The organism is Ralstonia sp. 110700041-2 (assembly GCF_056280165.1).
In genome coordinates this window covers 116,152-136,512 of sequence record NZ_JBSFAI010000004.1, presented here as the reverse complement: position 1 = coordinate 136,512, position 20,361 = coordinate 116,152, and the positions used below count along the sequence as shown (strand labels likewise).

Genomic DNA, 20,361 nt, shown 5'->3' with positions numbered 1-20,361 from the left:
TTCTTTGCCGTGGCTATCAGACTGCAGCTGCGCCGCTGACGATCTCGGACAGTTCCTTCGTGATCGCTGCCTGACGGGTCTTGTTGTAGACCAGTTGCAGTTCGCCGATCACGTTCTTCGCGTTGTCCGAAGCCGCCTTCATCGCCACCATCCGGGCCGATTGCTCGGAGGCCATGTTCTCGGCCACCGCCTGGTACACCAGCGCCTCGACATAGCGGATCAGCAGCTCGTCGACCACCGTTTGCGCGTCCGGCTCGTAGATGTAATCCCACGAGTAGGCCTGCTTCTCGGCATCGCTCTGCGCGAGCTTGTCGGCGGTCAGCGGCAGTAGCTGCTCGACCACCGGCTCCTGCTTCATCGTGTTGATGAAGCGGGTGTACGCCAGGTACACGGCATCGATCTGGCCAGCGTTGAACGCGTCCAGCTGCACCTTGATTGCACCGATCAGCTTTTCCAGATGCGGCGTGTCGCCCAGATGCACGACATTCGAGACCACCTTTGCACCGACGCGGCCAAGGAACTGCATGCCCTTGGTACCGATGGCGGTGGTTTGCGTCTCAACGCCCTTGTTCTGCAGATCGCGCAGTTGGGTGGTGACGGCACGCAGCACGTTGGTGTTCAAGCCACCGCACAGGCCCTTGTCCGTCGTCACGACGATCAGGCCGGCACGCTTGATGTCGCGCGCAACCATGAACGGGTGCTTGTACTCCGGATTGGCCAGCGCCATGTGCGCAGCCACGTTGCGGATCTTCTCGGCGTACGGGCGGGCAGCACGCATCCGTTCCTGCGCCTTGCGCATCTTGGATGCGGCGACCATTTCCATCGCCTTGGTGATCTTGCGCGTGTTCTGCACGCTCTTGATCTTGGTGCGGATTTCTTTTGTTCCGGCCATTTCACTCTCTCCGTTCCGACCTGGCCACGCAGGCTAAGCGTGACCAGTTCAGGGAATGACGCGGTTAGAACGCGGCGGACTTCTTGAAATCCTCGATCGCGGCACGCAGGGCGGCCTCATCGTCCTTCGACAGATCCTTCGTATCTTCGATGCGGTTGATGAGGTCGGCGTACTTCGTCTTCAGCGTGTCGTGCAGGCCCTTTTCAAACGCCAGGATGTCCTTCACGTCCACGTTGTCGAGGAAGCCGTTGTTGGCTGCGTAGAGCGACGCGGCCAGCTGCCACACCTGCAGCGGCTGGTATTGCGGCTGCTTGAGCAGTTCGGTCACGCGGCGGCCGCGCTCGAGCTGCTTGCGGGTCGCTTCGTCCAGGTCGGAAGCAAACTGCGCGAACGCAGCCAGTTCACGGTACTGGGCCAGGTCGGTACGGATACCGCCGGACAGCTTCTTGATGACCTTGGTCTGGGCAGCACCACCCACACGCGACACCGAAATACCGGCGTTGATTGCGGGGCGTACACCTGCGTTGAACAGGTCGGTTTCCAGGAAGATCTGGCCGTCGGTAATCGAGATCACGTTGGTCGGCACGAACGCGGACACGTCGCCGGCCTGCGTTTCGATCACGGGCAGTGCGGTCAGCGAACCGGTCTTGCCCTTGACTTCACCGTTGGTGATCTTCTCGATATGCTCGGCGTTCACACGCGCAGCACGCTCCAGCAGACGCGAGTGCAGGTAGAACACGTCGCCCGGGTAAGCCTCACGGCCAGGCGGACGGCGCAGCAGCAGCGAAACCTGACGGTACGCCCAAGCTTGCTTGGTCAGATCGTCATACACGATCAGCGCGTCTTCGCCGCGGTCGCGGAAGTACTCGCCCATCGTGCAGCCGGCGTAGGCCGACAGGTACTGCATGGCAGCCGAATCGGAAGCGGCGGCAGCCACCACGATCGTGTATTCCAGCGCGCCGTGCTCTTCGAGCTTGCGCACCACGTTGGCGATCGTCGAAGCCTTCTGGCCGATTGCCACGTACACGCAGAAGATGCCCTTGCCCTTCTGGTTGATGATGGCGTCGACTGCCACGGCGGTCTTGCCGGTCTGGCGGTCGCCAATGATCAGCTCACGCTGCCCACGGCCGATCGGCACCATTGCGTCGATCGACTTCAGACCGGTCTGCACCGGCTGGCTCACCGACTGACGCGCGATCACGCCCGGAGCGACCTTTTCGATCACGTCCGTCTTCTTGGCGTTGATCGGGCCCTTGCCGTCGATCGGCTGGCCCAGTGCGTTGACCACGCGGCCCAGCAGTTCCGGGCCAACCGGCACTTCCAGAATGCGGCCCGTGCACTTGACTTCGTCGCCTTCGGAAATGTGCTCGTACTCACCCAGCACCACAGCGCCGACAGAGTCGCGCTCGAGGTTCAGCGCGAGGCCGAACGTGTTGCCCGGGAATTCCAGCATTTCGCCTTGCATCACGCCCGACAGGCCATGAATGCGGCAGATACCGTCCGTCACGGAGATGACCGTGCCGGTGTTCTTTGCGTCAGCGCCAGCCTTCAAGCCCTCGATACGGGTCTTGATCAGGTCGCTGATCTCGGAGGGGTTCAGTTGCATCGAATGCTCCTAATTCTTCAATCTGTCTGCGGGCGCGATATCGTCGATTGCATCGGCGCCTCGCGAAACAGCATTACGCGGCGGTCAGCGCAGACTGCATCTGCGTCAGGCGCGCGCGCACCGAGGTGTCGAGCACTTCGTCGCCAATCTGCACACGCACGCCGCCGATCAACGAAGGATCGACGCTCACGTGAGCCTGCAGCTTCTTGCCGAACTTGCGTTCGAGCGTGGCGACCAGTTCGGTCAGGGGCGCGCCCTCAAGCGGGAACGCACTGGTGATCTCGACGTCGGCGGCGCCTTCGCTGGCATTCCGCAGCACATGGAATTGCGCGGCAATTTCCGGCAACAGCGTCAGGCGCTTGTTGGCCACCAGCAGGCCAACCAGTTCCTTCGCCTCATGCGATACCGGAGATTTCAGCGCCGACAGGAAGATCCCCGCCACATCGGCTTTGGAGAGCTTCGGATCATCGGCGACTGCCTTCATGTCGGGCACGGCGGCAATTTGCCCCATTTCCGACACGAGCTCAGACCATGCACCCAGATTGCCGGCCTTCGCCACGCGGAACAGCGCCTCTGCGTACGGACGGGCAACGGTTGCGAGTTCTGCCATGATTACAGCTCAGCCTTGAGTTGATTGAGCAGATCGGCGTGGACCTGCGCATTGACTTCACGCTTGAGGATCTGCTCGGCACCCTTGACGGCCAGAACAGCAACCTGGTCACGCAGCGATTCACGCGCGCGCACGGTTTGCTGCTCGGCTTCGGCCTTGGCTTGCGCGATGATGCGCGCGGCTTCGGCTTGGGCGTTTTGCTTGATCTCATCGGCGGTCATCTGGGCGCGCTTTTCAGCGTCCGCGATGCGTTGCGCGCCTTCATTGCGCGCCTCGGTCAGTGCTTGGTCGACCCGCTTGTTGGCCAGCTCCAGCTCAGCCTTGCCCTTATCGGCAGCGGCCAGGCCATCGGCGATTTTCTTCGCGCGTTCGTCGAGCGCCTTCACCAGGGGCGGCCAAATGAATTTGGCAACAACCCACCACAGGATGAAGAACACGACCATCTGCGCGACGAGTGTGGCGTTCAGGTTCATGGTGTGTTCCTTTCGGTATTGAGACTACGGATCAATGCACGAAGCGGCGAGGGTCACGCGGTGCGTTCACCCTAGCCGCCTCCGGCATCATGCAGACCGAAAAGAATTACTTGATGACCGACAGCAGCGGGTTGGCGAACGCGAACAGCATGGCCACACCAACACCGATCAGGAATGCCGCGTCGATCAGGCCAGCCAGCAGGAACATCTTCGTTTGCAGCGGGTTCATCAGTTCAGGCTGACGTGCGCAGGCTTCGATGTACTTACCGCCCATCAGTGCGATGCCGAGGCAGGCGCCGATAGCACCCAGGCCAATGATGATGCCGATACCGATGGCGGTCAGACCTTGGATGTTGGCGAGAAATGCTTGCATGATGACTCCCTTTTACGTGAAAGACTAAGAACTTGAGAACTTGGAAAAATCAAACGGAACCGGAGAACCTGAACCGCAACTACTTAGTGGTGTTCATGTGCCTGGCCGATATACACCAGCGTCAGCATCATGAAGATGAAGGCTTGCAGCAGCACGATCAGGATGTGGAAGATCGCCCACACTGCGCCAGCCACCACGTGACCCACGAAACCCAGTGCCGACGTATCAGCACCGAACGTCCAGACCGAGCCAAGCAGCGCGATCAGCAGGAACACCAGTTCGCCCGCGTACATGTTGCCGAACAACCGCATGCCCAGCGACACAGCCTTGGCGAGGAATTCAATGATGTTGAGGATCAGGTTGAATGGCGCGAGGTACCACTTGGCGCCGAACGGTGCCGACAGCAGCTCGTGTGCAAAGCCGCCGGCGCCCTTGATCTTGAAGCTGTAGTAGATCATCAGGATCAGCACAGCGAACGACATGCCGAACGTACCGTTCAGGTCAGCCGTGGCCACCGCGCGGTGGTGCGGGACGTGCACGCCGAAGGTACCGAGCAGGTGGTTGACGCCCGTGACCCAGTCCACCGGGATCAGGTCGACCGCGTTCATCAGCGTAACCCACACGAAGACCATCAGCGCCAGCGGAGCGATCCAGGAACGATCGCCGTGGATGATGCCCTTGGCCTGATCGTCGACCATCTCGACAACGAGTTCAACGAAAGCCTGGAAGCGACCCGGAACGCCGGCGGTGACGCGGCGTGCGGCAATGCCCAGGACGATGATGCCGATCAGGCCCATCAACACGGACCAGAACATCGTGTCCCAGTTGATGACGGAGAAGTCGACGACGGAGGCCTGCTTGCCACCGATGCTGTTGAAATTCTGCAAATGCTCCGCGATATACGCGGAAGGCGTAAGAGCGTGCTCGGCGGCGTGGCCGGCGGCTTCTGCGACTTCAGTTGCCATGATGATTCAGTCCAATATTGCGAAACATTCTTCGTGACCCGTTCCGACTCGCGCCCGATGCAACCAGGTTTCCCCTGGAGATCGCGGACTGCACGCGGCTGAAACACGCCACCTTATTCTTGCGGAGTGTCAGCGCAATGAACCTGGCTTCTCCTGCATCAGGTCCTTGCCGTGTACCAACACGTCCAGTGTGCCCGCCATGTCGTGGTGGGCTGGAGCCGATTCAACGCACTATCGCAGCGCGAGACCGACCCAATACATCTTGAGCGCCAGGATCAGGGTGATCAGCAAGGGCGGCCAATGCAGGCCCTTGAACACCACCACCACGATCACCAGCAGCGCGACCGTGCCAAGCACCTTGATCGCTTCGCCCACTACCAGACGGGCGATGGATTCGAACCCCTTGGCCGTCGACAGCCGCATCGCGAACCATGCCGAAGGCACCACGCATACGCCACCGCCCAGCAGCGCCGACAATCCAGCCTCGGCGGCTGACGCAGCGCCCGCTCCCGCGAACCAAGTGCCGACATACCAACCGAGCGCACACAACAGTGTGATGGCCACCTGGCCGAGCACGATGGAAAAGGGCGTGATACGCGAGGCCTGCAGAGCCTGCTCGCCGAACAGGGCGACCGCTTCGTCATGCGAGAGCACATGCACCGGCGGCTCCGCCTGCTCCTCATCGTCCCAACCGTCGCGCTTCGGATCCTGCGCCGACGTGGGTCGGGCGGCTTTCAACGAAGCGTAAGAATCGGGCCGTTGCCGGTCGGTTGGCTGCATGGAAGAATGCGCTTTCATCATGCCGCACCGCTTTGGGTCAGGCGGATTTAAAACCGCACGATTTTACGGGACATGGCGTTCGCCAGTCAACGCGCAAGCGAATGCTCGTGCGGGCGCCTTCGACAGCACTCCGTGCGGCCGCGTTCCATACGGCGAGCGCAATACGGTGCTGTCGCCGGGGCACCGAATCCGCCTGATGGTGCTGCACCCCGTTGATTCCATGATGGTGCTGGCGAAGCGCGGCGTCGATGACGCGCGAGGTAATTGCACCAATTCCGTGCCAAAGGGTGCCCGTACACGGCGCCACGACGACGGCTCCAATACGTGCGTCAAACTGTCGCAGGGAAACTCAGGCCGCCTCTTCGTTGCCGTCCGGTCGCAGGCGCGCGAGCAAGCCGTCGAACTCGTCAAGACTGCTGAACTGCACGGTCAACTGACCACGGCCCTTGGCCGCCAGCTTGATCTGCACACCCAGGCCCAGTTGATCGGCCAACTCCTCTTCCAGGCGCGCGACGTCACGACCACCTTGGTGACCGCCCTTTTGCTTGAGTGACTTCAGCTCGAATGGCTTGAGCGTCAACGCGACCAGTTTTTCCGTCTCGCGCACCGACAGGCGCTTGTTGACGATCTGGTTGGCCAATGTGATCTGCGTAGCGCCATCGACGGCGAGCAGCGCGCGGGCGTGGCCCATGTCGAGGTCGCCGGCCATCAGCATGGTCTGCACGGGCTGAGCGAGATTGAGCAGGCGCAACAGGTTCGACACCGCGCTGCGCGAACGCCCTACCGATTCCGCCGCCTGCTCGTGCGTGAACTGGAATTCACGCACCAGGCGCGCAATGCCCTGCGCCTCTTCCAGCGGGTTGAGATCTTCGCGCTGGATGTTCTCGATCAGCGCCATGGCAGCGGCTGATTCATCCGGCACGTCCTTCACGAGGACGGGCACTTCGGTCAGGCCGGCGAGGCGCGAAGCGCGGAAGCGGCGTTCACCCGCGATGATTTCGTACTTCGGCTTCGCGCCGTCTGACTCGACCTTGCGCACCAGAATCGGCTGCATCAGGCCTTGTGCGCGGATGCTGGCGGCGAGCTCCTGCAGCGCGCCTTCGTCCATGCGCGTGCGCGGCTGATATTTGCCGGGCTGCATCTGTTCCAGCTTCAGGACCGTCGGGGCGCCCTCCTGCTTGGCGGCTTCGACAATCTCGGCTGGACTGCCGAGCAGCGCTTCGAGGCCGCGGCCCAGTCCCTTTTTTTTCATCGTGCTCATGTTGTTCCTCTTACCGCTCAGGCCGGCGTGTCGGCCATCTGCCGCACGCGCGCGATCATCTCGGCACCGAAATCCAGATAGGCCTTGGCCCCCTTCGATGCCACGTCAAACGCCACGCCCGGCATGCCGTACGACGGCGCTTCGGCCAGACGCACATTGCGCGGGATGACCGTCTTGAACACCTTGTCGCCGAAGTGCGATTCGAGTTGCGCCGAGACCTGCTGCTGCAACGTCACGCGCGGGTCAAACATCACGCGCAACAGACCGATCACCTTGAGATCGCGGTTCAGGTTGGCGTGCACCTGCTTGATGGTGTTGACCAGATCCGACAGGCCTTCGAGCGCGAAGTACTCGCACTGCATTGGCACGACCACGCCATGCGCGGCGCACAGGCCGTTGAGCGTGAGCAGCGAGAGCGACGGCGGACAATCGATGAGGACAAAGTCGTAGTCGGCTTCCACCTCGGCGAGCGCAAGCTTGAGGCGGTTCTCGCGATGTTCCAGATCGACCAGTTCGACTTCGGCGCCGGCCAGGTCGCGGTTGGCGGGCAGCACGTCATAGCGCCCTGCCTCCGAGCGCTGGCGCGCCTGCGGAATCGTCGCCAGCCCGACAAGCACCTGGTAGACGCTGAATTCCAGCGTGTGCTTGTCGATGCCGGAGCCCATCGAAGCATTGCCCTGAGGGTCGAGGTCGACCAGCAGCACGCGTTGCCCTTGCGCGGCCAGTCCGGCCGCGAGATTCACCGTGGTGGTGGTCTTGCCGACCCCGCCCTTCTGGTTGGCGATCACGAAAATATTCGACATGACTCCTCTGCGGTGAATGGCTCGCTACAACGTTCGCTCACGCCGACGGCGCGAGGATGACCAGGTGACGCTCAGCCGGCAGCCCCGGCACGGTCAGGCGCTCGATGGCTTCGACGGTCCAGCCGGCGGGCAGGCGTTCGATTTCGGCATCCGGGCGCACGCCCTTCATGGCGACCATGCGGCCGCCGGGCGCCAGCAGGTGCCCGGCCAGATTCACGAAATCGACCAACTCGGCAAACGCGCGTGACGTGATGACGCCGTAGCCGGTGGCATCGGCCAGTTTTTCTACATGGCCCCAATGCGATTGGGCATTGGCCAAGCCAAGCTCGGCGCGGCACTGCGTCAGGAAGGCGGTCTTCTTCTGCACGATGTCGACCATCGTGACGCTTACATCTGGGAAAGCGATGGCCAGCGGAATGCCCGGCAGCCCACCACCCGAACCGACGTCCAGCACGCGCGGTGCGTCGGGTTGGGCACGGCGGGCCAAACCGGCGATGCGCGACACGGCCGAGAGCGAATCCAGCAGGTGATGCGTCAGCATGTCGCCGGCATCACGAATGGCGGTCAGGTTATAGACGCGGTTCCATTTGGCCAGCAGCCCTTGATACGCCAGCAGGCGATCGACCTGCGCGTCGTCCAGCGACAAGCCAAGCGCACGGGCGCCGGCTTCCAACTCTGCCCGGGCGTCTGTCAGTGCATTCGCCATCAAGCGGCCTCGCCTTCTGAACTGGCGCGCGGGCCAACTTGGCCACGCAGCACGCCCTTCTTGAGGTGCACGAGCAGCAGCGACACGGCGGCCGGCGTGATGCCGGAGATACGTGAAGCCTGTCCGATGGTCTCGGGCTTGTGCTTAGCGAGCTTCTGCTGGACCTCGATCGACAGACCGCGCACTTGCGAATAATCGAAATCGGCCGGCAGACGGGTGTTCTCGTTCGCACCGAGGCGCTCCACTTCATCGGCTTGCCGGGCGATATAGCCGTGGTATTTGATGCCGATCTCGACCTGCTCGCGGATCTGCTCGGCCAGCAACGGGTCTTCAGCCAACGGCGATTCGAGCGCGTACTTGCCGCCCTGCATGCCCATAAGGGTTTCGTACGTCACGTTAGGCCGGCGCAGCAAGTCGGCCAAGGCGTACTCGCGCTCAATGCCTTTGCCCAGGACCGGCTCAGCGTCTTCCAACGGAAGCGTGGCCGGATTCACCCAAGTCGACTTGAGGCGCTCTGTTTCACGTGAAACAGCGTCACGCTTCCGGTTGAAGGCATCCCAGCGAGCGTCGTCGACCACGCCCAGCGTGCGGCCGACTTCGGTCAAGCGCATGTCGGCGTTGTCTTCCCGCAGGCTGAGGCGGAACTCGGCCCGGCTGGTGAACATGCGATACGGCTCGGTCACGCCCCGGGTGATGAGGTCGTCGACGAGCACGCCCAGATAAGCCTGGTCGCGGCGCGGCGTCCAGGCATCCTTGCCCTGCACTTGCAGGCCGGCGTTGATGCCCGCCAGCAGGCCTTGCGCCGCGGCCTCTTCGTAACCGGTCGTCCCGTTGATCTGGCCAGCGAAGAACAGGCCGGAAATCGCCTTCGACTCCAGCGAGGCCTTGAGGCCGCGCGGGTCGAAGTAGTCGTACTCGATGGCGTAACCGGGACGCAGGATGTGGGCATTCTCCAGCCCGCGCATTGAGTGGATCAGGTCGAGCTGCACATCAAACGGCAGGCTGGTCGACACGCCGTTCGGGTAAAACTCGTTGGTCGCCAAGCCCTCCGGTTCCAGGAAGATCTGGTGGCTGTCCTTGCTGGCGAAGCGATGGATCTTGTCTTCAATGCTAGGGCAGTAGCGTGGCCCCACCCCTTCGATCACGCCCGTGTACATGGGGGAGCGGTCCAGCCCGGCGCGGATGATGTCGTGCGTGCGCTCGTTGGTGTGCGTTACCCAGCACGGCACTTGACGCGGATGCATGTCCGCGCGGCCCATGAACGAGAACACCGGCACCGGATCGAGATCACCCGGCTGCTCTTCGAGCACCGAAAAATCGATGGAGCGGCCGTCAATGCGCGGCGGCGTGCCGGTTTTGAGGCGGCCTTGCGGCAGCTTCAATTCCTTCAGACGCGCCGACAGCGATACCGCAGCCGGGTCGCCCGCGCGACCGCCGGTGTAGTTGTTTAGCCCGACGTGGATCTTGCCGTCGAGGAACGTGCCGGCCGTCAGTACCACAGCACGTGCACGGAACTGCACGCCAACCTGCGTCACCGCCCCGATTACGCGATCGCCTTCTACCACCAGGTCTTCCACAGCCTGCTGGAACAGCATCAGGTTCGGCTGGTTTTCCAGGCGATGACGGATCGCCGCCTTGTACAGCACGCGGTCTGCCTGCGCGCGAGTCGCCCTCACGGCCGGGCCCTTGCTGGAATTGAGGATACGGAACTGGATCCCGCCCTCGTCCGTCGCAATGGCCATGGCGCCGCCGAGCGCATCCACTTCCTTGACCAGGTGACCCTTGCCGATGCCGCCGATGGACGGATTGCAGCTCATCTGCCCCAAGGTCTCGATGTTGTGCGTCAGCAGCAGGGTCTGGCAGCCCATGCGCGCCGCCGCCAGGGCGGCCTCGGTGCCGGCGTGTCCGCCGCCCACCACGATCACATCGAATTCAATTGGATACAGCATGGCTTCCTCCTCGCATGGAGGCATTGAAAATTTGGAGAAGCGGAATTATAAGTCGCGCAGCTACACCACAGTTCGACGATGCGGTAATCGAGACGAAATTCCCCCGCTTTTCGTGTTTCACGTGAAACATGCACCGCTTGTCGGGCAGGCTTGTGTTTCACGTGAAACACACCGAGGGTTGGCCTTCAGGCATCGTGACCCGAGTGCGTCCGCAGAAAGTCGATGAAGACGCGCAGCTTGCCCGGCATCCGAGGCGTGCCTGGGAAATAGAGATGAAAGCGATACATCGGCGGACACCACGGCTCGAGCACTCGAACCAGGCGGCCAGCCGCCACATGCTCGGTAACGAGGTCTTCCAACACGTGCGCCAAGCCCATGCCCTGCTTCGCCGCCTCGACCATCGCCAGCACATCATTGGCGATGAAGCCCCCGTCACATCGGCCGACTGAATGGCACCACCGCGGGGTTCGACAAACGCCCAGTCATACAAGGCGCCGCTACTCGGAAAGCGATATCGGATGCACCGATGCCCGCGCAGTGCGTCCAGCGATTCAGGAGTGCCATACGCTTGCAAATAGCCTGCGCTGCCCACCACCGCGATACGGCGCGCCGGTCCAATCGGCACGCCGACCATGTCGCGGCGCTGCCCACAACCGCGGCATCGCCAGTACCGAAAAGCCTCGCCAGCACTTGAGCCCCAAAAGCAAAACGCACGGCGCGAACCGTGCGTTTTGCTTTGGGCAATGACGTGGGCTACGTCATTAATTCTGCAGCTTCCACTTCCCGTCCTTGATCTCCACCATCACCCGCGCCCGCTGATCCAGCCCGAGGTGATCCTTCGCATTCATATTCATCACGCCGTGCGAGATGGCCAGGTTGGTCGTCGTCTCCATCGCATCGCGCAGCCCCTTGCGGAACGCCGGCGTGCCGGGTTGCCCCTTCTTCAGCGCTTCGGGCATCGCCTGCGTGAACAACAAACCGGCATCCCACATGTGGCCACCGAAGGTGGAAACCTGCCCGCCGTAGGCCTTCTCATATGCAGTCTTGTACGCCAGCGCCGGCTTCTTTACCAGATTGCTGTCCGGCAGTTGCTCGGCAACCAGGATCGGGCCCGCGGGCAGGTACGTGCCTTCGCAGTCCTTGCCACACACACGCAGGAAGTCGGCGTTCGCCACGCCGTGCGTCTGATACAGCTTGCCCTTGTAGCCGCGCTCCTTGAGCGCCCGTTCCGGCAACGCGGCCGGCGTACCCGAGCCTGCGATCAGCACCGCATCCGGATTGGCTGACATGATCTTCAGCACCTGCCCCGTCACCGACGTATCGGTCCGAGCAAAGCGCTCATTGGCGACGACCTTCAGCTTGCGCAATGCAGCCACCTTGTCGAACTCCTGCGCCCACGAATCGCCATAGGCATCGGCAAAACCGATCAGCGCGACCGTCTTCACGCCGTGGTTGGCCATGTGCTCGGCAATGGCGGTCGCCATGTGGGAATCGTTTTGCGGCGTCTTGAAGACCCACGCCCGCTTGGCGTCCATCGGCTCGATGATCCGCGCTGATGCGGCCAAGGTGATCATTGGCGTTTCGTTCTCGGCCACCACATCCACCATCGCCAGCGAGTTCGGCGTGACGGTCGAACCGATCACCAGGTCGACCTTGTCTTCGGTGATCAACTTGCGCGTGTTCTTGACGGCCGTGGTCGTGTCAGACGCATCGTCGAGCACGATGTACTCGATTTTCTTGCCGGCGATTTCCTTGGGGAGCAGCGCGACGGTGTTCTTTTCCGGAATGCCTAGGGAAGCGGCCGGCCCCGTGGCAGACACCGTGATGCCGACCTTCACCTGGGCGAACGCCGTACCTGCCAACAGTGCCGTCGCGGCGAGTGCAATGCGGGATGCGCGCGAAACCTTCATGCCGTCCGTCTCCTGAGATATGCGAAGCGGGTCTGCGCCCGCCCTGGATCTGCGATTTGGCCGACCGCTGGGTCGGGGATGAACGAGTCTAGAAGGAGTCACGCCACGCGAGCAAGGGGGGAGATACCCCAAACCTTAACGTGTTCACGATCTGGGCAGATTCAGCCTACGCGATACACCCGGCCGCTCTGCACGCCCTCCACGCTGCGTCGGTACGCCAGCGCCGCACGCGCTGCCGGCACAGGCTAGAAGCCCGGAAAGAACGCGCCATACGCCTCCATCGATTCGGTCAGCACCGTCGGGCTCACCGCGTTCATGCGGATGCCGCGCGGCAGTTCGCACGCGGCGGCGCGCACAAAACCCTCCACGCCCGCGTTGACGGCGCTCGCGTTGGCGCCTTGTGCAACAGGCTCCTGCCCCACGATACCGGTCGTCAGCGTGATCGAGCCGCCGTCGTTCAGATAATGCTGGCCGACGAGCGCCAGGCGCACCTGACCGAGCAGCTTGTCCTGCAGGCCAACGGTGAAATCCGCGGCCGTCATCTTTGTCAGCGGCCCGAAGAACAGGTTGCCGGCGGTGGAGACGATCGCATCAACGCGGCCAACCTTGTCGAACAGTGCGGCCACGCTGTCGGCATTGGTGATGTCGACCTGATGCTCACCCTGCGTGCGGCCGACGCGGATGATTTCGTGCGCACCGCCCTGCTCCAGTTCCGCCACCACGGCGCGGCCCAGCGTGCCGCTGGCACCAATCACGACGATCTTCCTGTCTTGCTCCCTCGCAAATCCGGTTGGAATGGCGCCTACGACGGCCATGGCTTGCGCGCGGCAGCGCTGACCGGTGCCGGCCTGCTGCTGCAGCCCGAAGTGCTCGTCGCCGAAGACCTGGCAAGCGGCCGACTCGTACGCGTGCTGCAAGCGTATGCGCCCGGGCCGCGGCCGATTCATGTCGTGTATCGGCAGGACCGGCGGCCGCTACCGAAGCTCTCCGGTTTTGTGGAGCATTTGCTGGCGCAGGTGCCCACGTTCGTCCCCGCATCGGCGGCACAATAGCGCCCATGAACCCCGAAGACCTCCACCGCCTCGTCACCACGCAGATGCCCTTTGGCAAATACAAGGGCCGCCTGATTGCCGACCTGCCGGGTCATTACCTCAACTGGTTTGCACGCGAAGGGTTTCCGCCGGGGCAGATCGGCCGACTGCTGGCGCTGATGCAGGAGCTGGATCACAACGGCCTGAAGGGCCTGCTCGACCCACTGCGCCAGGGCCGCTGACAACGCGATCGATCAATCGCCGTTGATGTAACGCAGCAGCCCCGTCGCCAGCGCATCAAACACCACGCGGCAGCGCGGGCTGTCACGCAGGTCTTCGTGCATGGCGAGCCAGGTGTCGAGCGTGATGGAAATCTGATCGCCGAACAGCCGAACCAGATCTGCGTTGTTCCGCACCAGCCCGATCTGGCAGAAGCCGATGCCAAAGCCCGCACGCAGCGCGGCAATCGCAGCCAGGTCACTGTCGGTGCGCAGTGCGAAGCGGTTGCGTTGAACCCACGGCAGTTGCGCTCGCATGCTGCGCAGGAACGCGTTCTCTTTGTCGTAGCCGATCAAGGTGTGGGCCGCGAGTTCTTCCACCGTGCTTGGCGTGCCGCGCTGCGCCAGATAGCGCCGGTGGGCAAATATCCCCAGCTCGATCGCGCCGATGTGCCGCGCGACGAGCACGCCCTGGCTCGGTGGCTGCATGCGCACGGCGATATCCGCCTCGCGGCGCAGCAGGTCTTCCATCCGGTTGGAGGGCACCAGTTCGAGCGTCAGCTCCGGATAGGCGGCGTGCAGGTCGGCGAGGATGGGCGGCAACACTTCCACCGCCACCACCTCGCTGGCAGTGATGCGCACGGTGCCGCGCACGCCCTCGCCCTGGCTGGAAGCGGCGCGCAGCAAGGCGGCGCTCGTGGCTTCGAGCGATTCCGCAAACGGCCGCAGCGATAGCGCCGCTTCTGTGGGGCTCAGCCCTTGCTGCGTTCGGAGGAAGAGCGACATGCCCAGCGCCCGTTCGAGCGCATCGACATGTCGCCCCACGGTCGGCTGCGTCAGCCCCAACGCGCGGGCGGCGCCCGACAGCGATCCTTCTCGCACGACGGCAAGAAACGTCCGATACAACTCCCAACCCGGTTCTGATCCGCTCATACAAATTTGTATAGCTGTACGCTTGATATCAACAATTCCATTGAAGCATAGCTGCGCCCAGAATGCCTCCATCGCAACGCTCTCTCTCACATCAGGAGCACGATCATGGAACAGGTAAAACGCATCGCATTGGTACTGGGCGCCACTGGCGGCATTGGCGGCGAAGTGGCACGTCGGCTGGTGGCACGTGGCTGGCATGTGCGGGCGCTGCAGCGCAATCCGGTCGCGCTGACGAACCGCAACACCGCATTCGAGTGGATTCGCGGCGACGCGATGGTGCGCGAAGACGTGGTCGGCGCGGCGCAAGGCGCGGAGCTGATCATCCACGCCGTCAACCCGCCGGGCTACCAGAACTGGGCCGGCCTGGTGCTGCCGATGATCGACAACACCATCGCCGCCGCCCGCGCCTCGGGTGCGCGCATCGTGCTGCCGGGCACGGTGTACAACTTCGCGCCGGACACGTTTCCCGTGCTGCGCGAAACCACCCCGCAGGCACCGCTCACGCGCAAGGGCAAGATCCGCGCGGAGCTGGAGCGCCGCATGCAGGCCGCCAGCGCCGACGGTGTGCGCAGCCTGATCGTGCGCGCCGGCGATTTCTTCGGGCCGCAAACCAGCAACACCTGGTTTGCCGGCGCGCTGGTCAAGCCGGGCAAGCCTGTCCGCACCGTTACGCATCCGGGCGCCGCCGGCATCGGTCATCAATGGGCGTATTTGCCCGATGTGGCCGAAACGATGTTGCGTCTTGTCGAGCAAGGCGACCGTCTGCCGGACTTCGCCGTCTATCACATGCGCGGCCACTGGGATGCCGATGGCACGCAGATGGTCGCATCGATTGGCCGCGCGGTGGGCCACCCCGTCAAGACGCGCGCATTCCCGTGGTGGCTGATGCCCGCGCTGACACCGTTCTCGGAGATGCTGCGCGAGATGCGCGAGATGCGTTATCTGTGGCAGCACCCGGTGCGCATGGACAATGCCAAGCTCGTGCAGGCACTCGGCGCCGAACCGCACACGCCGTGGGACGAAGCCGTGGGCGCGACGTTACGCAGTCTAGGCTGCCGCTGAAACCCGCGCGGCCATCGCCAGGAAGTGCGCAAGGTCAGGCGTGCGCTGCCCCGCCACCTTGGCAAGGTCATCCCACTGGCGCAATTGCAGCGCATCGGCAGCGTATGGACGCTGCATGAAGGCCTCGGCCTCGTGTGTCGAAAACACGCCGCCCTGCAGCGCCAGGCTGCGTACCGAATCCGCTGATAGGCGTGCGTAGTAATGCGCGTCCATCGCGCACAGGCAGCGCTTGGCATCCACGTGCAGGCGGATCGGCTCCAGCACGGCGTCCGGAAACGTGGCGCGCAGAAATGGCAGCGCAACGTACTGGTGCTGATCGTCGATGCCGTGCGCGGTGGGGGTCTCACCTTGCAGGTTCAGCAAATGACCGAGGTCATGCAGCAACGCCGCCGTGATCAGCGCATCCGACGCGCCGGCCGCCTCCGCCAGCGCCGCCGTCTGCAACGCATGTTCGAGTTGGGTGACGGGCTCGCCACTGTAGGCAATGCTGCCGTGGCGATCGAACAGCGTGCGGATGTCGTCAAGACTCAGGGCCATGATGCTGCGCAGTAAAAGCGGAACTTTGCAGCCTAGCCAGCCCGTGCGGCAACACGGTGACAACGCACCGCGCATTAGCCCGCGTGATCGGCGCGATTAGAAAGTTTGGTTGGGAATGCGCGGCGGGCGCCCGTATCTTCAGTGCCTTCCCACCCATCGGAGCGCACCATGCTCGCAGGACACGCCGTACAGGTCACGCACGCGCTGGAACAGGTCACGGACTATTGGTCGCCGCGCATTGTCGGCCAAGTCAACGACCAATACATCAAGGTCGCCAAGCTCAAGGGCGAATTCGTCTGGCACGACCACCCGAATGAAGACGAACTGTTTTTCGTGGTCTATGGCCACCTGAAAATCGCCTTCGAGGACCGCGCCGATGTGCATCTCGGCCCCGGTGACTTCTGCGTCGTACCGCGTGGCGTGCGGCATTTTCCGGTTGCCGACGAGGAATGCGGAATCATGCTGATCGAAACCGTGACCACGCAGCACACGGGCGATGTCATTACCGAGCGCAGCGTGACGCTCGAGAAGCAACTCAACGGATGAACGCGTCGTAAGCCGTCTTCAAAATCAACGCCAGCACCACCACGATGAACACCTTGCGCACGAAGCGGCTGCCGTGCCGCAACGCGAGGTGGCTGCCGACCTGATTGCCGGCCACGTTGGCGACTGCCATCACCACGCCAAGCTGCCACCACACGTGGCCCTTGGCGGCCAACAGTAACAGGGCCGCCACGTTGGTCGCCAGATTCACGATCTTGGTGGACGCCGACGCGTGCAGAAAGTCGTACCCAAACACGCGCACAAACACGATCATCAGAAAGCTGCCGGTGCCCGGGCCGAAGACGCCGTCGTAGAAACCGATGGCGGCGCCAGCCAGCAACGCCGTCGCCCGCTCGCGCCAGCCCTGGAGGCTCGGGGCGTGATCGGCGCCCAGATTCTTCTTGGCCACCGTGTAGACGAGCAGCACCGCCAGCACGAACGGCAGCGCACGGCGCAGCGGTTCGGCGGGAATATGCATGAGCGCCCACGCGCCCAGTAGCGAAAACATAAACGCGGTGACCACCGCCGGTGCCGTCGCGCCCCAATAGATGCGCACCGTGCGGCCGTAGCGCACCGCCGCCGTCGCGGTGCCCGACATCGACGCGACCTTGTTCGTACCGATGAGCGTAGCGGGCGCGATGTTCGGATACGCAGAGAACAGGGCGGGAATCTGCACTAGGCCGCCGCCACCGGCTACGGCATCGATCAGGCCGGCCAGAAAGCCGGCCACGGCGAGCAAAGCGAATTCCATCAGGAGAAACGAAACACGAAGGATTAGCCCAGCGACTTGGGCGACGGGCGTGCGCTGCGCCGCCAGCAGCCCGACGCGTCGGGCACAAAGCCGAGCGCTGCGGCGTCTTCAGCCGAAAGCGCCGCGGGCGGCAGCAGGACGTGGAGTATGCCGTGTGCCCTGGCGTACTCATTGACGGCCGCCAAGGCGGCCTCACGCGTGGCCATGTCACCGGTAAATAGCATCACGCCAGCCGGCAACCACGCCACCAGACCGCCCAGCATCAGATGCGGCACGAGCGTGATCGGCACCACGCCGGCCAACACCTCACCCGTCTCCACCAGGAAGCATGGATGCACGCTCGGATGAGCGAGCAGCGTATCGACGGCATGCGCCAGCTGCAGCGGCGAGGCGGTCGACGCGACGGCGGTCAGCAGGTGCGCGCGGTCTTCAGGCGTGGCAAGGCGGGTGGACAGGATCATGGGCGGCTCTGGCGAAGGCGCCATTGTCATGCAGCGCGCGCATAGGCGTCGACGCCTAATGCATTTCTCTTGTGAATCTGCACGAACCAGAATGGATGCGTCGCCCCACGGAGCCCGCCATGGCAGACCCGACCCGCGCCCTCACCCTGCAATTGCTGCAGTCGCTGGCCGAGCGGCCCCGGCCCTACGCCGAAGTGCTGGAAACGTGGCGGACGTCGTGCCCGCGCTTGTCGATCTGGGAGGATGCCTGTATCGACGGGCTGGTCGACTGCGCGCCCGAATCCCCGCCTGAGCTGCAGCTAGTGACGGTCAGCGCCCGGGGGCGGGCACTGCTGGCCGGCGCTCTCGCGGAAGGAGACCGCACAAACTAAAAGGCCCTGCCGGGGATCGCCTGGCAGGGCCTTTATCTATTTTGCATCTCCACCGTACATGCGGTGTGTGCTGTCGTCTCCTCGCTCCCGCCTCATTTATCTCGTGCGAAAACCGTAACGAGACTGTAAAAGATGCACCGCAATGCAGCAACTAGAGCAAACCCTTACGGTGCATGAGGCACCAAGTGCAGCCGTTCGGGTGAAATTTACCGGCATCTTCGCGCATTGTGGCGTCAACGTCGCAGCCAGGGCACACGCGCCGCAATTTCGCCCATGATGCCGCGCCGGAACGTCAGCACACAGATCACGAAGATCGCGCCCGTGACCGTGGTGACTGATTCGCCAAGGATATTGAAGCCGTCGATGCCAGTGGCGCCAGCGAGGAAACTGCCGATGTCGCCGAGCTTGTTTTCCAGCGCGATCACGAGCGCCGCACCCAGCAGCGGGCCAGACAGGATACCCAGGCCGCCTACCAGCGTCATCAGGATGACCGAGCCGGACATCGACCAGTGCACGTCGGTGAGCGTCTCGAAGCCGAGCACCAGCGTCTTGAGCGAACCGGCCAGGCCCGTCAGCGCCGCCGACAGCACGAAGGCCAGCAGCTTGAAACGATCGGTGTCGTAGCCGAGGGACGTGGCGCGCGGCTCGTTCTCCTTGATGGCCTTGAGGATCTGCCCGAACGGCGAGTGGATCGTGCGCACGATCAGCAGGAACGCCAGCACCACGATAGCGAGCACGACGTAATACAGCGTGAGGTCGGACGACAGATCCAGCACGCCGAACAGCTTGCCGCGCGGCACGCCCTGCAGGCCGTCTTCGCCGCCGGTGAATGGCACCTGAAGGCAGAAGAAATACAGCATCTGTGCCAGCGCCAGTGTGATCATCGCGAAGTAGATCCCCTGACGACGGATGGCGAGCAGGCCGACGATCAAACCGATGAACGCGCCCGCTGCAGTGCCCGCCAGCAGGCCAAGCTCCGGCGTGACATGCAGGTCGCGCATCATGTAGCCGGCCACGTAGCCCGCGCCGCCAAAGAACGCCGCATGCCCGAACGATAGCAGCCCTGTGTAACCCAGCAGCAGGTTGAAGGCGGAGGCAAACAGCGCAAAGCACAGCAGCTTGGCGACGAACACCGGATACGCGCCCACCAGCGGCGCGGCAATCAGCGCCACCAGAAGCAGCCCGTACAGCACGTATTTGAGGGAAGAAGAGTTGGTCATGTTGGCCGCGCCGCTCATTTCTCTTTACCGAACAGGCCCGCCGGACGCACCAGCAGCACCAGCACCATGATCACGAACACCACGGTCGCCGACGCCTGTGGATAAAACACCTTGGTCAGCCCCTCGATCACGCCCAGGCCCAGCCCGGTGACGATCGAACCGAGAATCGACCCCATGCCGCCAATCACCACCACCGCAAACACGGTGATGATCATGCTCTGCCCCATCAGCGGCGAGATCTGGATGACCGGCGCCGCCAGCACACCAGCAAACGCCGCCAGCGCCACGCCAAAGCCGTAGGTAAGCGTGACCATCAGCGGCACGTTCACGCCAAAGGCTTCGACCAGCTTGGGGTTCTCCGTGCCGGCGCGCAGGTAAGCGCCCAGCTTCGTCTTCTCGATCATGAACCACGTGGCAAAGCACACCGCCAGCGACGCCACCACCACCCACGCGCGATAGTTGGGCAGCATCATGAAGCCGAGGTCGGTGGCACCCTGCAGCAGTTGGGGCGTGTCATATGGCAGGCCAGACACACCGTAGATGGCGCGGAACACGCCTTCGATGACGAGCGTCACGCCCAACGTGAGCAGCAGGCCATAGAGGTGATCGAGCTTGTAGATGAACCGCAGCAGCGTGCGTTCGATCACCACGCCCAGCAAGCCGATCGCCAGCGGCGAGAGCGCGAGCATCGCCCAATAAGGCACGCCCAGGTACGAGAAGCCCATCCACGTGAGCACCGCGCCCAGCATGAACAGCGCGCCGTGCGCAAAATTGATGACGTTGAGCAGCCCGAAGATGACCGCAAGGCCCAGGCTCAACATCGCATAGAAGGAACCGTTGACCAGACCCAGCAGCAGCTGGCTGAGCATGGCCGGTAGCGGAACGCCGAAGATTTCCATCGCGGTC

General features: G+C 63.4%; 24 protein-coding genes and 1 pseudogene. 5 read left to right on the top strand and 20 right to left on the bottom strand.

The window, feature by feature from the left end:
- Positions 1-16: 16 nt before the first annotated feature.
- The 14 genes and pseudogenes from atpG to ACUXH0_RS07370 form a co-directional block, all read right to left on the bottom strand.
- Entirely contained in the window at positions 17-892 is an 876-nt protein-coding gene (gene atpG / locus ACUXH0_RS07435) for a F0F1 ATP synthase subunit gamma (protein WP_004628636.1), read from the bottom strand.
- Positions 893-956: 64 nt separating this feature from the next.
- The gene (atpA, locus tag ACUXH0_RS07430; RefSeq protein ID WP_004628633.1) at positions 957-2,498 is read right to left on the bottom strand and encodes a F0F1 ATP synthase subunit alpha; all 1,542 of its coding nucleotides are present in this window, start codon (positions 2,496-2,498) and stop codon (positions 957-959) included.
- Between the two features lie 73 nt (positions 2,499-2,571).
- A complete protein-coding gene (locus ACUXH0_RS07425) occupies positions 2,572-3,108 on the bottom strand; it encodes a F0F1 ATP synthase subunit delta (RefSeq protein WP_004628631.1) in 537 nt (178 codons plus the stop codon).
- Between the two features lie 2 nt (positions 3,109-3,110).
- Positions 3,111-3,581, bottom strand: a complete 471-nt coding sequence (locus ACUXH0_RS07420; protein WP_004628630.1) for a F0F1 ATP synthase subunit B — start codon at positions 3,579-3,581, stop codon at positions 3,111-3,113.
- Between the two features lie 106 nt (positions 3,582-3,687).
- A complete protein-coding gene (atpE, locus tag ACUXH0_RS07415; protein ID WP_003262709.1) occupies positions 3,688-3,954 on the bottom strand; it encodes a F0F1 ATP synthase subunit C in 267 nt (88 codons plus the stop codon).
- 83 nt (positions 3,955-4,037) lie between these two features.
- The gene (gene atpB / locus ACUXH0_RS07410) at positions 4,038-4,919 is read right to left on the bottom strand and encodes a F0F1 ATP synthase subunit A (protein WP_004628622.1); all 882 of its coding nucleotides are present in this window, start codon (positions 4,917-4,919) and stop codon (positions 4,038-4,040) included.
- 231 nt (positions 4,920-5,150) lie between these two features.
- Positions 5,151-5,699 (bottom strand): ATP synthase subunit I, encoded by a 549-nt coding sequence (locus tag ACUXH0_RS07405; protein WP_012436729.1) that lies wholly within the window; start codon positions 5,697-5,699, stop codon positions 5,151-5,153.
- Between the two features lie 349 nt (positions 5,700-6,048).
- The gene (locus ACUXH0_RS07400; protein WP_004628618.1) at positions 6,049-6,960 is read right to left on the bottom strand and encodes a ParB/RepB/Spo0J family partition protein; all 912 of its coding nucleotides are present in this window, start codon (positions 6,958-6,960) and stop codon (positions 6,049-6,051) included.
- Positions 6,961-6,977: 17 nt separating this feature from the next.
- Positions 6,978-7,763, bottom strand: coding sequence for a ParA family protein (locus ACUXH0_RS07395; RefSeq protein WP_004628617.1), 786 nt, complete (start codon positions 7,761-7,763; stop codon positions 6,978-6,980).
- Positions 7,764-7,800: 37 nt separating this feature from the next.
- On the bottom strand, positions 7,801-8,469 hold the full coding sequence (rsmG, locus tag ACUXH0_RS07390; RefSeq protein ID WP_012436730.1) for a 16S rRNA (guanine(527)-N(7))-methyltransferase RsmG: 669 nt from the start codon (positions 8,467-8,469) through the stop codon (positions 7,801-7,803).
- The gene (gene mnmG / locus ACUXH0_RS07385; protein WP_182593849.1) at positions 8,469-10,418 is read right to left on the bottom strand and encodes a tRNA uridine-5-carboxymethylaminomethyl(34) synthesis enzyme MnmG; all 1,950 of its coding nucleotides are present in this window, start codon (positions 10,416-10,418) and stop codon (positions 8,469-8,471) included. The genes rsmG and mnmG overlap by 1 nt, the downstream gene beginning before the upstream one ends.
- Positions 10,419-10,603: 185 nt before the next feature.
- Complete coding sequence (locus ACUXH0_RS07380) at positions 10,604-10,900, bottom strand: LysR substrate-binding domain-containing protein (protein ID WP_137910993.1); 297 nt, start codon at positions 10,898-10,900, stop codon at positions 10,604-10,606.
- Positions 10,901-11,179: 279 nt separating this feature from the next.
- Positions 11,180-12,328 (bottom strand): ABC transporter substrate-binding protein, encoded by a 1,149-nt coding sequence (locus tag ACUXH0_RS07375; RefSeq protein ID WP_012436732.1) that lies wholly within the window; start codon positions 12,326-12,328, stop codon positions 11,180-11,182.
- A 161-nt stretch (positions 12,329-12,489) separates the two neighbouring features.
- Positions 12,490-13,143 (bottom strand): annotated as a pseudogene (locus ACUXH0_RS07370) (short chain dehydrogenase).
- Here ACUXH0_RS07370 and ACUXH0_RS07365 point away from each other — a divergent pair.
- Complete coding sequence (locus tag ACUXH0_RS07365) at positions 13,099-13,380, top strand: LysR substrate-binding domain-containing protein (protein WP_404944687.1); 282 nt, start codon at positions 13,099-13,101, stop codon at positions 13,378-13,380. The pseudogene ACUXH0_RS07370 and the gene ACUXH0_RS07365 overlap by 45 nt on opposite strands.
- A 5-nt stretch (positions 13,381-13,385) precedes the next feature.
- Entirely contained in the window at positions 13,386-13,601 is a 216-nt protein-coding gene (locus ACUXH0_RS07360; protein WP_004628605.1) for a DUF3820 family protein, read from the top strand.
- A 12-nt stretch (positions 13,602-13,613) separates the two neighbouring features.
- Here ACUXH0_RS07360 and ACUXH0_RS07355 read toward each other — a convergent pair whose 3' ends face one another.
- Positions 13,614-14,510 carry a LysR family transcriptional regulator gene (locus ACUXH0_RS07355; RefSeq protein ID WP_012436734.1) on the bottom strand — a complete coding sequence of 299 codons (897 nt, stop codon included), beginning with the start codon at positions 14,508-14,510 and terminating at the stop codon, positions 13,614-13,616.
- 105 nt (positions 14,511-14,615) lie between these two features.
- Here ACUXH0_RS07355 and ACUXH0_RS07350 point away from each other — a divergent pair, with 105 nt between their 5' ends.
- The gene (locus tag ACUXH0_RS07350; RefSeq protein ID WP_012436735.1) at positions 14,616-15,572 is read left to right on the top strand and encodes an SDR family oxidoreductase; all 957 of its coding nucleotides are present in this window, start codon (positions 14,616-14,618) and stop codon (positions 15,570-15,572) included.
- On the opposite strand, the gene ACUXH0_RS07345 is transcribed toward ACUXH0_RS07350, so the two are convergent.
- The gene (locus ACUXH0_RS07345; protein ID WP_012436736.1) at positions 15,558-16,109 is read right to left on the bottom strand and encodes a phosphonate degradation HD-domain oxygenase; all 552 of its coding nucleotides are present in this window, start codon (positions 16,107-16,109) and stop codon (positions 15,558-15,560) included. The two genes, ACUXH0_RS07350 and ACUXH0_RS07345, sit on opposite strands and share 15 nt — an antisense overlap.
- Positions 16,110-16,277: 168 nt before the next feature.
- On the opposite strand from ACUXH0_RS07345, the gene ACUXH0_RS07340 reads away from it, so the two are divergent.
- On the top strand, positions 16,278-16,655 hold the full coding sequence (locus ACUXH0_RS07340) for a cupin domain-containing protein (protein ID WP_012436737.1): 378 nt from the start codon (positions 16,278-16,280) through the stop codon (positions 16,653-16,655).
- On the opposite strand, the gene ACUXH0_RS07335 is transcribed toward ACUXH0_RS07340, so the two are convergent.
- Both ACUXH0_RS07335 and ACUXH0_RS07330 read right to left on the bottom strand, forming a co-directional pair.
- A complete protein-coding gene (locus ACUXH0_RS07335; protein WP_004628594.1) occupies positions 16,645-17,403 on the bottom strand; it encodes a sulfite exporter TauE/SafE family protein in 759 nt (252 codons plus the stop codon). The two genes, ACUXH0_RS07340 and ACUXH0_RS07335, sit on opposite strands and share 11 nt — an antisense overlap.
- Before the next feature lie 23 nt (positions 17,404-17,426).
- Positions 17,427-17,864 carry a hypothetical protein gene (locus tag ACUXH0_RS07330; RefSeq protein ID WP_012436738.1) on the bottom strand — a complete coding sequence of 146 codons (438 nt, stop codon included), beginning with the start codon at positions 17,862-17,864 and terminating at the stop codon, positions 17,427-17,429.
- Between the two features lie 119 nt (positions 17,865-17,983).
- Here ACUXH0_RS07330 and ACUXH0_RS07325 point away from each other — a divergent pair, with 119 nt between their 5' ends.
- Positions 17,984-18,235, top strand: coding sequence for a hypothetical protein (locus tag ACUXH0_RS07325; RefSeq protein WP_012436739.1), 252 nt, complete (start codon positions 17,984-17,986; stop codon positions 18,233-18,235).
- A gap of 233 nt (positions 18,236-18,468) precedes the next feature.
- On the opposite strand, the gene ACUXH0_RS07320 is transcribed toward ACUXH0_RS07325, so the two are convergent.
- Complete coding sequence (locus tag ACUXH0_RS07320; protein WP_024542449.1) at positions 18,469-19,455, bottom strand: branched-chain amino acid ABC transporter permease; 987 nt, start codon at positions 19,453-19,455, stop codon at positions 18,469-18,471.
- A 14-nt stretch (positions 19,456-19,469) separates the two neighbouring features.
- Entirely contained in the window at positions 19,470-20,354 is an 885-nt protein-coding gene (locus ACUXH0_RS07315) for a branched-chain amino acid ABC transporter permease (RefSeq protein ID WP_004628588.1), read from the bottom strand.
- Positions 20,355-20,361: the final 7 nt, after the last annotated feature.

Excerpts from the sequence above, each read along its gene's own strand:
- atpE (WP_003262709.1), bottom strand. The coding sequence starts at position 3,954 with ATGCAAGCATTTCTCGCCAACATCCAAGGTCTGACCGCCATCGGTATC.
- ACUXH0_RS07395 (WP_004628617.1), bottom strand. The coding sequence starts at position 7,763 with ATGTCGAATATTTTCGTGATCGCCAACCAGAAGGGCGGGGTCGGCAAG.
- ACUXH0_RS07350 (WP_012436735.1), top strand. The coding sequence starts at position 14,616 with ATGGAACAGGTAAAACGCATCGCATTGGTACTGGGCGCCACTGGCGGC.
- ACUXH0_RS07360 (WP_004628605.1), top strand. The coding sequence starts at position 13,386 with ATGAACCCCGAAGACCTCCACCGCCTCGTCACCACGCAGATGCCCTTT.
- ACUXH0_RS07320 (WP_024542449.1), bottom strand. The coding sequence starts at position 19,455 with ATGACCAACTCTTCTTCCCTCAAATACGTGCTGTACGGGCTGCTTCTG.
- ACUXH0_RS07375 (WP_012436732.1), bottom strand. The coding sequence starts at position 12,328 with ATGAAGGTTTCGCGCGCATCCCGCATTGCACTCGCCGCGACGGCACTG.
- rsmG (WP_012436730.1), bottom strand. The coding sequence starts at position 8,469 with ATGGCGAATGCACTGACAGACGCCCGGGCAGAGTTGGAAGCCGGCGCC.
- ACUXH0_RS07325 (WP_012436739.1), top strand. The coding sequence starts at position 17,984 with ATGGCAGACCCGACCCGCGCCCTCACCCTGCAATTGCTGCAGTCGCTG.
- ACUXH0_RS07400 (WP_004628618.1), bottom strand. The coding sequence starts at position 6,960 with ATGAGCACGATGAAAAAAAAGGGACTGGGCCGCGGCCTCGAAGCGCTG.
- ACUXH0_RS07405 (WP_012436729.1), bottom strand. The coding sequence starts at position 5,699 with ATGCAGCCAACCGACCGGCAACGGCCCGATTCTTACGCTTCGTTGAAA.
- ACUXH0_RS07335 (WP_004628594.1), bottom strand. The coding sequence starts at position 17,403 with ATGGAATTCGCTTTGCTCGCCGTGGCCGGCTTTCTGGCCGGCCTGATC.
- atpA (WP_004628633.1), bottom strand. The coding sequence starts at position 2,498 with ATGCAACTGAACCCCTCCGAGATCAGCGACCTGATCAAGACCCGTATC.
- ACUXH0_RS07355 (WP_012436734.1), bottom strand. The coding sequence starts at position 14,510 with ATGAGCGGATCAGAACCGGGTTGGGAGTTGTATCGGACGTTTCTTGCC.
- ACUXH0_RS07425 (WP_004628631.1), bottom strand. The coding sequence starts at position 3,108 with ATGGCAGAACTCGCAACCGTTGCCCGTCCGTACGCAGAGGCGCTGTTC.
- ACUXH0_RS07345 (WP_012436736.1), bottom strand. The coding sequence starts at position 16,109 with ATGGCCCTGAGTCTTGACGACATCCGCACGCTGTTCGATCGCCACGGC.
- atpB (WP_004628622.1), bottom strand. The coding sequence starts at position 4,919 with ATGGCAACTGAAGTCGCAGAAGCCGCCGGCCACGCCGCCGAGCACGCT.
- ACUXH0_RS07340 (WP_012436737.1), top strand. The coding sequence starts at position 16,278 with ATGCTCGCAGGACACGCCGTACAGGTCACGCACGCGCTGGAACAGGTC.
- mnmG (WP_182593849.1), bottom strand. The coding sequence starts at position 10,418 with ATGCTGTATCCAATTGAATTCGATGTGATCGTGGTGGGCGGCGGACAC.
- atpG (WP_004628636.1), bottom strand. The coding sequence starts at position 892 with ATGGCCGGAACAAAAGAAATCCGCACCAAGATCAAGAGCGTGCAGAAC.
- ACUXH0_RS07420 (WP_004628630.1), bottom strand. The coding sequence starts at position 3,581 with ATGAACCTGAACGCCACACTCGTCGCGCAGATGGTCGTGTTCTTCATC.
- ACUXH0_RS07330 (WP_012436738.1), bottom strand. The coding sequence starts at position 17,864 with ATGATCCTGTCCACCCGCCTTGCCACGCCTGAAGACCGCGCGCACCTG.
- ACUXH0_RS07315 (WP_004628588.1), bottom strand. The coding sequence starts at position 20,354 with ATGGAAATCTTCGGCGTTCCGCTACCGGCCATGCTCAGCCAGCTGCTG.